This is a genomic window from Frigidibacter oleivorans, assembly GCF_003993775.1.
Taxonomy (GTDB): domain Bacteria; phylum Pseudomonadota; class Alphaproteobacteria; order Rhodobacterales; family Rhodobacteraceae; genus Frigidibacter; species Frigidibacter oleivorans.
Genome location: NZ_RJRZ01000001.1, coordinates 211306 through 225118, shown reverse-complemented (window position 1 = coordinate 225118; position 13813 = coordinate 211306). Strand labels below are relative to the sequence as shown.

Below are 13813 nucleotides of genomic sequence, written 5' to 3'. Positions count from 1 at the left end.
GCGACAACCGGCGGGGGGAAGTTCATGTCTGACAGGATGACCCGTGTCGAGATCGAGGACGTTCTGTCGTCGATCCGGCGCCTCGTCTCCGAGGATCTGCGCGCCGCGGCCCGGACGGAACCGCGGCTGACGCTGGCCGACTCGCACGGCGAGGGGGGCGGGTTTGCCGCTCCATCCTCCGATGCAGGGGCGGCGAGCCCGGCCGGTGCGGAGCCGCCGCCGCTGGTCCTGTCGCCCTCGTTGCGGGTGGTGGAGGGCGGCGCGAGCCTGCATGCCAGCCTCGAGGAGACGATCGCGGAACTCGAGGCCGCGATTGCCGGCACGGGGGCCGGGCAGGACTGGCAGCCCGAGACCGTCGACAGCGGCCCTGCCGACCTGGAGTTCGAGCCGGAGGTCGCCGAGGCGGAGCCGGACCATGCCGTGACGGGCGCCGGCGAAGATGCGGACAGCGGCGATGCAGGCAGTGATGCGGCGGACCCTGCTGACGACTGGTCGACCGACAGGCTGCTGTCCGTCGTGGCCTCCGCGCCCGAGGCCGACGATCTGCCGGTCCAGTCCTGGGACGCGGATGCCGAGGCGCTGGACTGGAGCGCACCGGGCGCGCCGGAGGATGAGCCCGGCGCGGAAGGCGCGGCGGCGGGCCGGTTGACCGGACGGGACAGCAACGCGGCAGAGTCGGTCGCGGCGCCGCGCCTGCGGATTGCCGCCCGTGCCGACCTGGACCGGGTTTCGGATCATGCGGAGCCGGACGACCACCCGGAAGCTGCGCCGGAAGCAGCCGGCGCGCCGCAAGACGCCGCGCGGCTCGACGATACGGCGCAGGCCACCGGGGCGGACGAGCGAGAGACCGACGGGCAGGAGAGCGACGGGCAGGACGGCGACTGGCAGGAAACGGACTGGCAGGAAGCGGACTGGCGGGACGGCGATGCGCCCACCGTCTTCGACGGCCAGATCGTCGCCACTGCCGATGCGCTGGCCCCCGTGCCGGAACTGGCGGAGCCGGTGACCCGGGTCGCGCCCGCCCACGCGCGGTTCGGCGGGCCGTCTGCCGACAGCCCCGGCGGGGCGGACCTCCGGCAAGACGACGACCCGGACGGCGACCCGGATGACACTCCGGAAGGGGCGGCCGAGGGTCGGGCGGCCGGCGAGGACGTGGACTGGTCGGAAATTCCCTACCTGTCCCGGATCCTCGATGCACAGCGGGGCGCGCCGGCCGGCGCCGATGCGGCGTCCCGCGGGACGCCCGTCGAGGCCGTCGCCGTCGAGCCTGGGGAGGGTGCGGCGTCTCGCGACGCAGGACCGGATGACGCGATCTTCGACGAGGCGGCGCTGCGCGGCTTCGTCAGCGAGATCATCCGCGAGGAACTGCAGGGCGCGCTCGGCGAACGGATCACCCGCAACCTGCGCAAGCTGGTGCACCGCGAGGTGCAGCGCGCGCTGGCCGCCCGGGACTTCGACTAACTCGCCGCAGCCCGCATCCGGAATGCCGTCCTGCACCGCCGCCGGCGGGCGCCCGCATCGGGGGGCAGTGCCCTGTAGAGCGATAACGCTCCTATAGCTTCGCATGGTGCCGTAGGGACCCGCCCCCGGGGGGCCTACAGCGCCCACAGCTTGGGGGCGGCGGAGGGCGGCGGCGCATCGGGATCGCCGTGACCGGACGGCGGTCTCTTGGTCTTGCGAAGCCAGCCCGGCGCAGCACAGACGCTAGTCCGCCGAGGGACCGCGGGCGCGCCGCAGCCTCCGACCGGCCGGTCGCCCGACCGTCAGGCGGAGCCTACCTGCCCCCAGCCGATGCCTCGGCCCGCGCCGGTCCGCCCGCGGGTGTGCCCCACATCTTCCGCAGCTCCGAGGACTCGTGCCGAGGACAGAGGTGGCCCCAGCCGTGCCGAAAACGGAAGTCTCAGGCGGTTCGAGGAACCGCGCGACCTATCGCCCGGCGGTAATCGCCGGACGCGCCGCCGCCGCACCGGCCCATCGTCCCCCCGGCCACCGCCTGCCTCGAAAGGCAAGACGCGCCCCCGGGCTGCGGAGGCGCGTCTTGCCGGGTCGCCCGAACCGGGCGCAAGCGTTGGCCGGTCAGGCGGCTTCGGCCTCTTCCATCGCGTGGCGGCGCTCGCTCTCTTCGCGCGACAGCGCGACCGAGGTGCGCACACCCTTGCCGACGAATTCCATCAGGCCCTTCACCACGCGTTCATTCGGGTCGATGCCCGCGCAGGACAGCACTTCGCGGCCATCGCGCGAGCGCGCCCAGCGGGCGATCTGCTCGGGGCCGTTCCCGTATTTCTTGTCATCGGCAATCGCATCGTCCAGGGCAGCAAGGACAACCGCGGCGAACAGTTTCCGCGCCCGCTGGCCTTGCTCGTAGTTGAATGCGGTGCCATCAACGAAATCGCGCATTTCTTGGTCTTCCTTTTTTGTCGCTCTTGCGTCTTAAGGCGTCTGGCCGAATACCCCGAAGCGGGCGTGATTCGCGCACCGGTTTTGTCAGGGCTGCCATGCGTCAGGTGCATGGCACTGTCGTGATCCGCTTTTGCTTCGGTTTCTGGGTTCAGGTTGTGCGTTGTTCGGCCGGACCTGCCCCCGGTGGGGCAGGCAGCCGACCTCATATAGGAACGGAAGGCGTTGCATCAACGGGGACGCGGTGTCATGGTTCCCGGTCGATGCTGCATGGCGGAAAGTCGCGCGCCGCAAGGCGGGCCATCCCGGGCCTCAGCCCGCCTCGACCTCGACCACCGCATCGCCGGCCGTCAGCGGGCCCTGGGCGCGGTCGAAGCGCAGATGCGCCAGCCCCCGGCCGCCCGCGCAGCTGAACAGGCGCCCGGCCTCGCGCCCGTCCGCCGTCAGGATCGGGCTGCCCGGCGCGGGGGGCGTTCCCTCCACCCGCACCGAAACGAGGCCCTTGCGCAGTTCGGTCTTGTGCTTCATCCGCGCCGTCACCTCCTGACCGACATAGCAGCCCTTGCGGAAGTCGACGCCGTTCAGCCGCTCGAACCCGGCCTCGAGGATGTAGGTGTCGTCCGGGATCAGCTCGATCCCGCTTTCGGGGACGGCGGCGGCGACGCGGATCGCGGTCCAGTCCGGCGGCTCGCCCGTGCCGGGTTCGGCTGCATAGAGCCGCCAGCCCAGCCGGGGGTCGCGCGGATCGGCCACGGCGCCCGGCGGCACCTCGCCCAGACCCCGCGTCACGGCGAGCCCGCTGTCCGCGATCTGCACATCGGCGCGCAGGCGGTACATGGCCAGCCGCCGGGCCAGCGCCTCGGCCAGATCGGCATGGACGTCGATCAGGATCGCGTCGCCCTGCGCCACCAGCAGGAAATCGGCCAGATACTTGCCCTGCGGCGTCAGCAGCGCGGCATAGACCGGCCCGGCCTTCAGCCGGCGCAGGTCATTGGTGACCAGCCCCTGCAGGAATTCCTCGCGGTCCGTGCCGGTGACCGCCAGCACCCGGCGCGTCGGATCATGGGCGCCGGCCGCGGTCCCCGCCACCGATAGGCGTGTTGCGTCATCCGTCATCTCGTCCTCCGGTCCATGAGCTGCAAGATGGGGCTGCGACGGCGCGGGCGGAAGGGTCAGGACAGGAACACCTGCACCGCCGCCTCGAATTCGCGGGGCTTTTCGGCATGCAGCCAGTGGCCCGCGCCCGGGATCCGGGCGAACTTCGCCTCCGGGAACAGCGCACGGATGGTGCCGCGATGCTCGGGCAGCACATAGTTCGACTCGCCGCCCGACAGGAACAGCGTCGGCCCGTCGAACGAACCCTCCGTTCCGGGCCAGGACAGGATCTGCGGCATCTCGGCCTTCAGCAGGTCGAGGTTCAGCCGCCAGCGCGGCGGATCCGCCCGCAGGTCGAGCGACTGCAGCAGGAAGGCGCGGGTGCCCGCGTCGGGAATGGTGGCGGCCAGCCGGCGGTCGGCCTCGCTGCGGCTGGTCAGCCCGGTCAGGTCCAGCCCCTGCATCGCGTCGATCAGGTTGACCCGGTCATGGCCATAGCTGACCGGGGCGATGTCGGCGACGATCAGGCGGTTCACCCGCCCGGGATGGGTCAGCGCCAGCACCATCGCGGCCTTGCCCCCCATCGAATGGCCGATCACGTCCATCCGGCCGCCCTGCGCGTCGATCACCTCGGCCAGATCGGCGGCGAGATCGGGATAGGTATGGCTGTCGGTCCAGGGACTTTCGCCATGGTTGCGCAGGTCGACGGTCACGACCTGCCGGTCGCCGGACAGCCGGCTGGCGATGACGTTCCAGTTGCGGGCCGAACCGAACAGGCCGTGCACGATCAGAAGCGGCGGCTGACCGGTGAGCTGGCCATAGGGGACGGTGCGGATCATGACGCAGTGCTAGCGTGCCCGCGCCGCCATCGCCAGCCCCTTCCGGCGCGGCGGGCAGTTGAGCGGCGCGCGCCGCCGCGCTAGGCTGCGATGGCGCGCGGGCCGGCCGCGGCGGGGCAGAGGGCGGTGGAAGGCATGAGCGCGGTCAGCGTGCAGCAGATGGCGGATCGCGTCGCCGGGCTGATGGAGGAACGGCTGAAGGTCCGGGGCAAGGGCCTGGCCGACAAGCTGCGGCGGGGCGGGCGGCTGTTGCCGCGCAAGGTCCGGGCCGAGGCGCAGCTGCTGGCCGAGGCGGCCGAGCGCGCCAAGGTGCCGAAGCTGATGCTGCAACTGGACCTCGAACGCGTTTCGGCCGCCTATGACGCCTGTCTGCGCTATCTGCGGCCATTGGGGCGCGGCGCGCGGGCGCGGGGGTATCTGCTGAACGTGGCCGCCGGGTCCGGCCTCGCCGTCGTGGTGACGGCGGGACTGGTGGTCACGGTTCTGGCCTGGCGCGGCTTCCTTTGACCCCTCATTCGTCGCCGGTGCCGGTTCCGTCCCCCGACCGGGTCAGGTCGCGGGCGCGTTCGGGGCTTTCGCGGTCATCGGGGGTGGAGGCGTCGGCCGCCTCGGGCCCGTCGCCCTCGCCCAGATGCAGCACGCTCGACCGCGGCCTGGCGGGGTCGGAGCCGCCGGTTTCCTCGCTGCCCGTCAGGCTGCGCGCGGTGCCGGCGCCCGCCTTGTCGGCGGCGGCGATCCGATCGGTGCTTTCGGTCGGCCGGTGCAGGTCCGACGTGGGCGGCTCGCCCGTGCCGGAAGGATCCGGGTCGCTGCGATAGGCAGCGGCGACGCCGGTGGGGCGGCCCGGGCGCGGGGTGCCGAAATCGTCGTCCAGCAGCCCGTCGGTGCGGGCGCGCAACCGCGCTTCGCGGCGGGCCTCCTCCGTATCGGGGGCGGTTTCGGTCTGGTTGTCGGGGCGCATCGGCTTGCGGTCATCGGGCATTGTCTTCCTCCGTCGCTGTCGCTGGGGTGGGAGGAGGAAAACGACAGCAGCCGCCGGATGTTCTGGCGGCTGCGGCCCGGTGACAGGCACGGTGGCGTGAGGCGCCCGCGATCCGAGGGGCGCCGGGCGCGGTGCCGCGCTCAGAGCTTCGGATACAGCGGGAAGCGCGCGCAGAGCGCCTCGACCTCGGCCCGGACCTTGGCCTCGACCTCGCCGTTGCCGTCCTCGCCATTGGCGGCCAGACCGTCCACCACCTCGACGATCCAGTCGGCGATCTGGCGGAACTCCGGCTCCTGGAAGCCGCGGGTGGTGCCGGCGGGGGCGCCCAGCCGGATGCCCGAGGTCACGAAGGGCTTTTCCGGATCGAAGGGCACGCCGTTCTTGTTGCAGGTGATGTGCGCGCGGCCCAGTGCGGCCTCGGCGGCCTTGCCGGTGACCTTCTTCGGCCGCAGGTCGGCGAGGCAGAGGTGGTTGTCGGTCCCGCCCGAGACGATGTCGATCCCGCCCTTCATCAGCTGGTCGGCCATGGCGGCGGCATTCGCCTTCACCTGCGCGGCGTATTCCTTGAACTCGGGGCGCAGCGCCTCGCCGAAGGCCACGGCCTTGGCGGCGATCACATGCATCAGCGGGCCGCCCTGCAGGCCCGGGAACACCGCCGAGTTGATCTTCTTGGCGATGTCCTCGTCATTGGTCAGGATCAGGCCGCCGCGCGGGCCGCGCAGGCTTTTATGCGTGGTCGAGGTCACGACATGGGCATGGGGCACCGGCGAGGCGTGGACGCCCCCGGCCACCAGACCGGCGATATGGGCCATGTCCACCATCAGCCAGGCGCCCACCTCGTCGGCGATGGCGCGGAAGGCGGCCCAGTCCCATTCGCGGCTATAGGCGGTGCCGCCGGCGAGGATCAGCTTCGGCTTGTGTTCCAGCGCCTTGGCGCGGATCTCGTCCATGTCCAGCCGCTGGTCCTGCGCCCGCACGCCATAGCTGACGACGTTGAACCACTTGCCCGACATGTTGACCGGCGAGCCATGGGTCAGGTGGCCGCCCGAATTCAGGTCCAGCCCCATGAAGGTGTCGCCCGGCTGCAGCAGCGCCAGGAACACCGCCTGGTTCATCTGGCTGCCGGAGTTCGGCTGCACATTGGCGAATTTCGCGTCGAACAGTTCCTTGGCGCGTTCGATGGCCAGCGTCTCCGCGATGTCCACATACTGGCAGCCGCCGTAATACCGCTTGCCCGGATAGCCCTCGGCATACTTGTTCGTCAGGACCGATCCCTGTGCCTCGAGCACCGCCGCCGAGACGATGTTTTCCGAGGCGATCAGCTCGATCTCGTCGCGCTGGCGGCCCAGTTCCTTGCGGATGGCGCCGAAGATCTCCGGATCCCGGGTCTCGAGGCTTTCGGTGAAGAAGCCGGCATCGCGTTGCGGGGCGTTCATGGCGCGTCTCCTCAGAAGGGGAATTGCGACGCTCATACCGGATTTGCGACCGCGGTGGAAAGGCGGAATGCGACGCAATCCAGCCTTCCCCGCCAAGGCGCGGGCCTGCGCCCGCCCCGCGCGGCGGCCCTTGTCATCCCCCGGCGCGCGGGCAAAGACTGTCCCGGTGGCACAGCGGCGAGAAGGACGGCCATGCGCATCGCCTTTGTGGCATCGGAGACAGAGACGGCGCAGGCCGCGCTGACGCGGCTGACCGGGCGCTATGGCCAGTGCCCGGCCCCCGACGGCACGGTGATCGTGGCCCTGGGCGGCGACGGTTTCATGCTGCAGACGCTGCACGCGACCGAACATCTCGACATCCCGGTCTACGGCATGAATTGTGGCACGATCGGCTTCCTGATGAACGAATATGACGAAGAGGCGCTGCCCGAACGGCTGGCCGCCGCCGAGGAAGAGGTGATCAACCCGCTGGTCATGCGCGCGGGCGACCGTGTGGGCGGGGTTCAGACGGCGCTGGCCGTCAACGAGGTCAGCCTGCTGCGCGCCGGGCCGCAGGCGGCCAAGCTGCGGATCACCGTCGATGGCCGCGTCCGGATGGAGGAACTGGTCTGCGACGGGGCGCTGGTCTCCACCCCCGCGGGATCGACGGCCTACAATTATTCCGCCCATGGCCCGATCCTTCCCATCGGTTCGGATGTGCTGGCGGTCACCGCGATGGCGGCCTTCCGCCCCCGGCGCTGGCGCGGGGCGATCCTGCCCAAATCGGCCACCGTACGCTTCGATGTGCTTGAAGCGTCGAAACGCCCGGTGATGTGCGATGCCGACAGCCGCAATTCGGTGCGGGACGTGCTGTGGGTCGAAATCCGGTCCGAAGCGGCGATCCGCCACCGCATCCTGTTCGACCCCGGCCACGGGCTGGAAGAACGGCTGACGCGGGAACAGTTCGTCTGAGCCGTCCGGTCAGGCGCCGCAGTCCCAGACCCCGCGATAGCCGATGCTCAGCGACTGGCCCGAAGCGGTTTCCAGATCGACGCGCAGATCGGCCTCCTGCCCGGACCCGGCGCTCTCGTCCTGCGGCAGCACCGCCAGACGCAGGCCATCTGCCGCCATCACCGGGGCATGGGCGCTGCCGCCGGCGCCGGTCAGGGCGATCAGCGTGTCGCTGATCTTGACCAGGCCCGTGGTTGCCCCGGGGCTGGCCGCCGGGCGCAGGACGAGGATCGGCCCGCTGGCACCGGTGCGCCGAAAGCTGCAATCGCCCGGCGCGGCGTCTCCGAGCGCGCGGGTCACCTCCGCCCCGGTCAGTTCCACTGGGTCGACTGTCGCCAGCACCTCGGAGGCCAGCGCCTCGGCCAGGCTGCCTGTCGCCGCCTCCGACGGTGCCGGTTCCGGCGGCGGCTCCGGCGCGGGGGCCGGGGCAGGGGCGGCATCCCCGGTCAGTTCGGCGACGAGATAGCGCATCTCGGAAATCTCGCGCCGCTGCGCCGCAATGATCTCGTCCGCCAGCTTGCGCACCCGCGGGTCGCGGATGTCGGCCCTCTCGCTGGTCAGGATCGCGATGGAATGGTGGGGGATCATCGCCTTCATCCATGACACCTGCCCGACCGTCGCCTGACTGCGCACGAGGTAGAGCGACAGGGCGAAGACCAGCGCCGCCCCGGCGAAGATGGCCGCGTTGACCGTTCGGCTGGGATACATGCCGCGCATGAAGGCCAGCATCACGATCGCCATCACCGCGCCCATCAGCAGCGCCATCCAGGCCCGCGTCTGGCTGAAATAGACATGTTCCAGGGCGTAGGTGTTCAGATACATCAGTCCGAACATGACGATGGTCGACGTGGCGATCATCGCGGCGAAGCGACGATAGGACATCCGATCCTCCCGGCTGGTTCGCCGGCCCAACCGTCGGCTAGGGGCAATGTTCCGGCCGTTCCGCCCCGCCGCGCCCTCAGCCGCCGTCGCGGGACCAGGCCTCGATCTTGCGGTAGAGGGTCGAGGGCGCCACCTCCAGCACCCGCGCCGCCCGGGGGACCGAGCCGCCTTCGCGTGCCAGCGTCGCCTCGATCAGCAGCCGTTCCACCTCGGCCAGCGGCAGGCCCAGCAGGCTGTCGAGCGCCAGCGCCGTGTCGCGCCCCGCGGCTGTCCGGGGCTGGTCCTCGTGGCCGAGCGCGCCCTGCAGCATCGCCTCGGTCACCAGCTCGCCGTCGTTCAGCACCACGATGTTGCGCAGCACGTTCAGCAATTGCCGCACATTGCCGGGCCAGGGATGCCGGCGCAGCCGGTCCTTCGCGCCGGGCGAGAGACCGCGGAACTGCCGCTGCTCCTCGCGCGAGAAGCGGGCGAGCATCTCCTGCGCGATCTCGACCACATCGTCGCCCCGGGCGCGCAGGGGCGGCATGTGGATCGGCACGACATGCAGCCGGTAATACAGGTCCTGCCGGAAATGGCCGAGCCGCACCGCCTCCAGCGGGTCGCGGTTGGTGGCGCAGATGATGCGGACATTGACCTTGCGGGGCCGCGTCGCGCCCACCGGCTGGATCGTCGAGGTCTGCAGGAACCGCAAGAGCTTGGTCTGCAGCCCGAGGTCCATCTCGCAGATCTCGTCGAGGAACAGCGTCCCGCCATCCGCGGCGGCGGCGGCCCCCTGCTTTTCGGCGATCGCGCCGGTGAAGGAACCGCGCAGATGGCCGAACACCTCGGATTCCAGCAGTTCGGCCGGGATCGCGCCGCAGTTCAGCGGCACGAAGGGCCCGGCGGCCCGGGGCGACACCGCATGCACCGCCTCGGCGCACAACTCCTTGCCGGTGCCGGACTCGCCGGTGATGAAGACCGTGGCCATCGAGCGCGCGACCGACCGGATCGTGGCATAGACCTGCTGCATCGCCGCCGAATTGCCGAGGAAATCGCCCAGCCGGGCCAGATCGACGCGGTCCGCCGCCGGTGCCGCCGCGGCCGGGCCGGCCTCGGCCAGCGCATTCTCGACCGCGTTCAGCAGCCGCGCCTCGTCGAAGGGCTTGACCAGAAAGTCATGCGCCCCCGCCCGCATCGCCTCGACGGCCTTGTTGATCGACCCGTTCGCGGTGATGACGATGACAGGCAGGCCCGGACGCGCCTCCAGCATCTCGGCCATCAGGTCCAGCCCGTCGCGGTCCGGCAGCATCAGGTCCAGCAGCACCGCCGCCGGCGGTTCGGCGCGGAAGGCGGCCAGCCCCGCCTGCGCGTCGCCCGCCGTCACGACACGATAGCCCGAGGCCGCCAGCACCGTGCGGTACAGCAGCTGCAGCGAGGGCGTGTCCTCGATCAGCAGGATCGGGCCCGGACCGCTGACCGGCCCGCGGGCCGCACCGGATGACGGGGCCATCGCCATGCTGGTCATGCCGCACCCCCGCGCCGGTTGAACTCGGTCTGCACGAAATGGATCAGCCGGTCCAGCTGGCGGCACATTTCCGCCCCGGTGCCGCGCATGCCGGTGTCGTCGCGCCGATGCGCCGCCGCGTTCACCGACTCGGCCATCGCCTGCAGCCGTTCGGCACCCACCGCCCCCGCCAGCGCGATCAGCACATGCGTCTCGGCCCGGATCGCCGGCCGGTCGAAATCGGCCAGCGCCGCGACCAGCCCGCGCTCGGTGCGGCGCAGGTCGATCTGCAGCCGGTCCAGCAGTTCCACCGCGCCATCGGGTCCGGCGATCTCCATCAGGTGGTCGAAGCGCGCGACGTTCAGCTCCACCGTCTCCTCGCGGGCCGGCTGCGGCTGAGTTCCGGGCGTCTCGGCCCGCGCCACCGCGGCGGCGACGGCCTGGCCGAAGGTCTCGATCCCCGGCAGCGGCTTGGCGAGGATCCCGTCCGCGCCCGCGGCGAAGATCGCGTCGCGGTTGGCGCGCAGCACATAGGCCGTTACTGCCAGCACCGGCATCCGCGCCTTGGGGCCGCCGCTGCCGCGCAGGGCGCGGATGACCTCGATCCCCGACAGGCGCGGCATCTCGATATCCACCAGCGCGATGTCGTACTCCTCGCAGTCCAGCCGGTGCAGCGCCTCGACCCCGTCCTCGGCCAGTTCGACCTCGGCCCCCATCGCCGTCAGCATGTGCGACAGGATCATCTGGTTCGAGGCGTTGTCCTCGGCCACCAGCACCTTCACATGGCTCAGATCCGGCAGTTCGGTAGGCGTGTCCGGCAGCGCCAGTTCCCACACGCTTGCGGGCAGCGTCAGCGCCACCTCGGCGCCGAGGCCCGGCAGGTTGCGGACGGAGACATGCCCGCCAAGCCGCCCTGCCATGTCGTGGCTGATATGCAGGCCCAGCCCGTGCCCCGGCTTGTCGGCATCGTCGGGTCGCCCCGCATACTGGAACAGCCGCTGCAGCGCCGCCCCCGAAAAGCCGGGTCCCTCGTCCGAGACCGCCATCTGCAGGGCGTGATCCTCGGTCAGCGTCACGTCCATCCGGACATGGCCGCTGTCGGTATATTTGATGGCGTTGGACAGGATATTGGCCAGCACCCGTTCCAGCGCCATCCGGTCTAGCGCCAGCACCGCCGGGACGCCCGCCCCCACCGACACGGTGAAGGCCAGGCCCTTTTCCCGGGCGCGGCCCGACCAGCGCATCTCGATATCGTAGAGAAAGCGCGACAGCTGCACGTTGCTGACCGGGGCATCGCCCGGTTCCTCGCCCAGCATCTCGGCCAGGCTTTCCTCCAGCAGCCGGGCCAGAACCTCGCCCGCTGCCCGGACCCGTTCCAGCTGCAGCCGGGTGGCGGGGTCGAGCCCGTCCTGTTCGATCAGGCGAATGCCGCCCAGAACATCGGACACGGCGGCGCGCAGGTCGTGCCCCAGCAGCGACAGCCGGGCGGGATCGGCCTTGCGATCGGACGATTCCTCCGGCGTCCAGCCGGGCTGGCTCATGTCCGCCTCGTTGCGACGGACGGCCCGAAGGGGATGTTCCACAGGGTCATCCCATTCAAGATATGCGATGCGGTCCCGTCCGCCAAGCGGGCTCCGCCGGCGCAAGGGCCGTCCGGCGGCGCGCTGCCGTAACGTCAGTCGTGCGCGACCGGAAATCCGAGCCCCTTCAGCGCCACGGCAATCTCGTCGAGGATGGCGGGATCGTCGATGGTGGCCGGCGGGCGGAAGTCCTCGCCATCGGCGATCTTGACCATTGTCGCGCGCAGGATCTTGCCCGACCGCGTCTTCGGCAGCCGGTCGACCACGCAGGCGAGCTTGAAGGCCGCGACCGGCCCGATGCGGTCGCGCACCAGCCCCACCGCCTCGCGCACCACCTCGGCATGGGGGCGGTTGCTGCCGCGGTTGAGGCAGAGAAAGCCGAGCGGCAGCTGCCCCTTCAGCGCATCCGCCACGCCGATCACCGCGCATTCCGCCACGTCGGGATGGCTGGCCAGCACCTCTTCCATCGCGCCGGTCGACAGGCGGTGGCCGGCCACGTTGATGACGTCGTCGGTGCGGGCCATGATGTAGACATAGCCGTCCTCGTCCAGATAGCCGGCGTCGCCGGTTTCGTACCAGCCGGGGAAATGGTCGAGATAGGCCTTGCGGAACCGCGCCTCGGCCTGCCACAGCGTCGGCAGCGTGCCGGGCGGCAGCGGCAGGCGGATGGCGATGGCGCCCAGCGTGCCGGGCGGCACGGGATGGCCGCCTTCGTCCAGCACCTGCACGTCATAGCCCGGCATCGGCATCGAGGGCGAGCCGATCTTGACCGGCAACGCCTCGATCCCCAGCGGGTTGGCGGCGATGGCCCATCCGGTTTCCGTCTGCCACCAGTGGTCGATGACCGGAACGCCAAGCAGCCGCTGCGCCCAGAGGATGGTGTCGGGATCGGCGCGTTCGCCGGCCAGGAACAGCGCCTTCAGGCTGCGCAGGTTGTAGTCGCCGATCAGCCGGCCCTCGGGATCCTCGCGCTTGATCGCGCGGAGGGCGGTGGGGGCCGTGAACAGCACCCGCACCTTGTGGTTCTGGATCACCCGCCAGAAGGCGCCGGCATCGGGCGTGCCCACGGGCTTGCCTTCGTAGATCACCGTGGTCGCCCCGGCGATCAGCGGGCCATAGCAGATATAGCTGTGCCCCACGACCCAGCCCACGTCCGAGGCCGCCCAGAACACGTCGCCCGCCCCGGTGTCGTAGATGTGGCGCATCGTCCAGTTCAGCGCCACCAGATGCCCCGCCGTCGCCCGCACCACGCCCTTCGGCTGCCCGGTCGTCCCCGAGGTATACAGCACATAGGCCGGGTGATCGCCGGCGACCGGGACGCAATCGGCGGGTTCGACGCCGTACTGGAAGCTGTGCCAGGCCACGTCGCGGCCCTCGGTCAGATGCGCGACCTCCTGCTCGCGCTGGAAGATCACGCAGAAGTCGGGCTTGTGGCGCGCCTCGGCCAGCGCGGCGTCGAGCAGCGGCTTGTAATGCACGATCCGCCCCGGCTCGATCCCGCAGGAGGCGGCGATGATCGCCCTGGGCGTGCAATCGTCGATCCGGACCGCCAGTTCATGCGCCGCGAAGCCGCCGAAGACCACGGAATGGATCGCGCCGAGCCGTGCGCAGGCCAGCATCGCCTCGACCGCCTCGGGGATCATCGGCATGTAGATGATGACCCGGTCGCCCTTTTCCACCCCCTTCGCCCGCAGCGCCCCGGCCAGCGAGGCGACCCGGTCGCGCAGCTCGCGATAGGTGATGCCCTTGGTCGCATGGGTGACGGGGCTGTCATGGATGATCGCCAGCCGGTCGCCGTGTCCTGCCTCTACATGCCGGTCGACGGCGTTCCAGCAGGCATTCACCTGCGCGTCGCGATACCAGTCGTACAGCGGCGCGCGGTCGTCGAACAGGGCGCGGGAGGGCGGCTGCACCCAGTCAATGCCCTCGGCCGCCGCCATCCAGAACGATTCGGGGTCGCGCTTCCAGCTGTCATAGACGTCGCGATAGGTCATGATGCCTCCTCCAAGCATTGAAGCTTGTTACGAGGCGGGGGCCGGATCGCGCAACGATGTTACCGCCGGACAAGGGGGCTGCGACATCTGATCCCACCTGCATGGAGCAAGGGGCGGGCAGGGAGTTTGCAGAAC

12 protein-coding genes are annotated in these 13813 nt (G+C 70.8%); 3 read left to right on the top strand and 9 right to left on the bottom strand.

The genetic code is table 11. From position 1 onward, the window contains the following. Window positions 1-24 precede the first annotated feature (24 nt). On the top strand, window positions 25-1461 hold the full coding sequence (locus tag EEY80_RS01195; RefSeq protein WP_126974731.1) for a hypothetical protein: 1437 nt from the start codon (window positions 25-27) through the stop codon (window positions 1459-1461). 615 nt (window positions 1462-2076) lie between these two features. Here the strand turns inward: EEY80_RS01195 and EEY80_RS01190 are convergent. From EEY80_RS01190 to EEY80_RS01180, 3 genes are all read right to left on the bottom strand, one after another. Beyond that, window positions 2077-2397, bottom strand: coding sequence for a DUF6280 family protein (locus tag EEY80_RS01190; RefSeq protein ID WP_126974730.1), 321 nt, complete (start codon window positions 2395-2397; stop codon window positions 2077-2079). Window positions 2398-2709: 312 nt separating this feature from the next. Beyond that, window positions 2710-3513 carry a CAF17-like 4Fe-4S cluster assembly/insertion protein YgfZ gene (ygfZ, locus tag EEY80_RS01185; RefSeq protein WP_126974729.1) on the bottom strand — a complete coding sequence of 268 codons (804 nt, stop codon included), beginning with the start codon at window positions 3511-3513 and terminating at the stop codon, window positions 2710-2712. 56 nt (window positions 3514-3569) lie between these two features. Further along, window positions 3570-4331, bottom strand: a complete 762-nt coding sequence (locus EEY80_RS01180) for an alpha/beta fold hydrolase (RefSeq protein ID WP_126974728.1) — start codon at window positions 4329-4331, stop codon at window positions 3570-3572. 135 nt (window positions 4332-4466) lie between these two features. Between EEY80_RS01180 and EEY80_RS01175 the strand changes: the two genes are divergently transcribed. Further along, window positions 4467-4838 (top strand): hypothetical protein, encoded by a 372-nt coding sequence (locus tag EEY80_RS01175; protein WP_126974727.1) that lies wholly within the window; start codon window positions 4467-4469, stop codon window positions 4836-4838. Window positions 4839-4842: 4 nt separating this feature from the next. Here EEY80_RS01175 and EEY80_RS01170 read toward each other — a convergent pair whose 3' ends face one another. Then, a complete protein-coding gene (locus EEY80_RS01170; RefSeq protein ID WP_126974726.1) occupies window positions 4843-5313 on the bottom strand; it encodes a hypothetical protein in 471 nt (156 codons plus the stop codon). A 140-nt stretch (window positions 5314-5453) separates the two neighbouring features. Then, a complete protein-coding gene (gene glyA / locus EEY80_RS01165) occupies window positions 5454-6749 on the bottom strand; it encodes a serine hydroxymethyltransferase (protein WP_126974725.1) in 1296 nt (431 codons plus the stop codon). A gap of 192 nt (window positions 6750-6941) precedes the next feature. Here glyA and EEY80_RS01160 point away from each other — a divergent pair, with 192 nt between their 5' ends. Continuing rightward, window positions 6942-7700 (top strand): NAD kinase, encoded by a 759-nt coding sequence (locus EEY80_RS01160; RefSeq protein ID WP_126974724.1) that lies wholly within the window; start codon window positions 6942-6944, stop codon window positions 7698-7700. A gap of 9 nt (window positions 7701-7709) precedes the next feature. Here EEY80_RS01160 and EEY80_RS01155 read toward each other — a convergent pair whose 3' ends face one another. The 4 genes from EEY80_RS01155 to EEY80_RS01140 all read right to left on the bottom strand — a co-directional run bounded on the left by EEY80_RS01155 (window position 7710) and on the right by EEY80_RS01140 (window position 13678). Further along, the gene (locus EEY80_RS01155) at window positions 7710-8621 is read right to left on the bottom strand and encodes a DUF305 domain-containing protein (RefSeq protein WP_126974723.1); all 912 of its coding nucleotides are present in this window, start codon (window positions 8619-8621) and stop codon (window positions 7710-7712) included. A gap of 76 nt (window positions 8622-8697) precedes the next feature. Then, window positions 8698-10125, bottom strand: coding sequence for a sigma-54-dependent transcriptional regulator (locus EEY80_RS01150; RefSeq protein WP_126974722.1), 1428 nt, complete (start codon window positions 10123-10125; stop codon window positions 8698-8700). Beyond that, window positions 10122-11645, bottom strand: a complete 1524-nt coding sequence (locus EEY80_RS01145; RefSeq protein ID WP_205749005.1) for a response regulator — start codon at window positions 11643-11645, stop codon at window positions 10122-10124. Before EEY80_RS01145 ends, EEY80_RS01150 begins: the two co-directional genes overlap by 4 nt. Before the next feature lie 134 nt (window positions 11646-11779). Beyond that, window positions 11780-13678 (bottom strand): AMP-binding protein, encoded by a 1899-nt coding sequence (locus EEY80_RS01140; RefSeq protein WP_126974720.1) that lies wholly within the window; start codon window positions 13676-13678, stop codon window positions 11780-11782. Window positions 13679-13813: the final 135 nt, after the last annotated feature.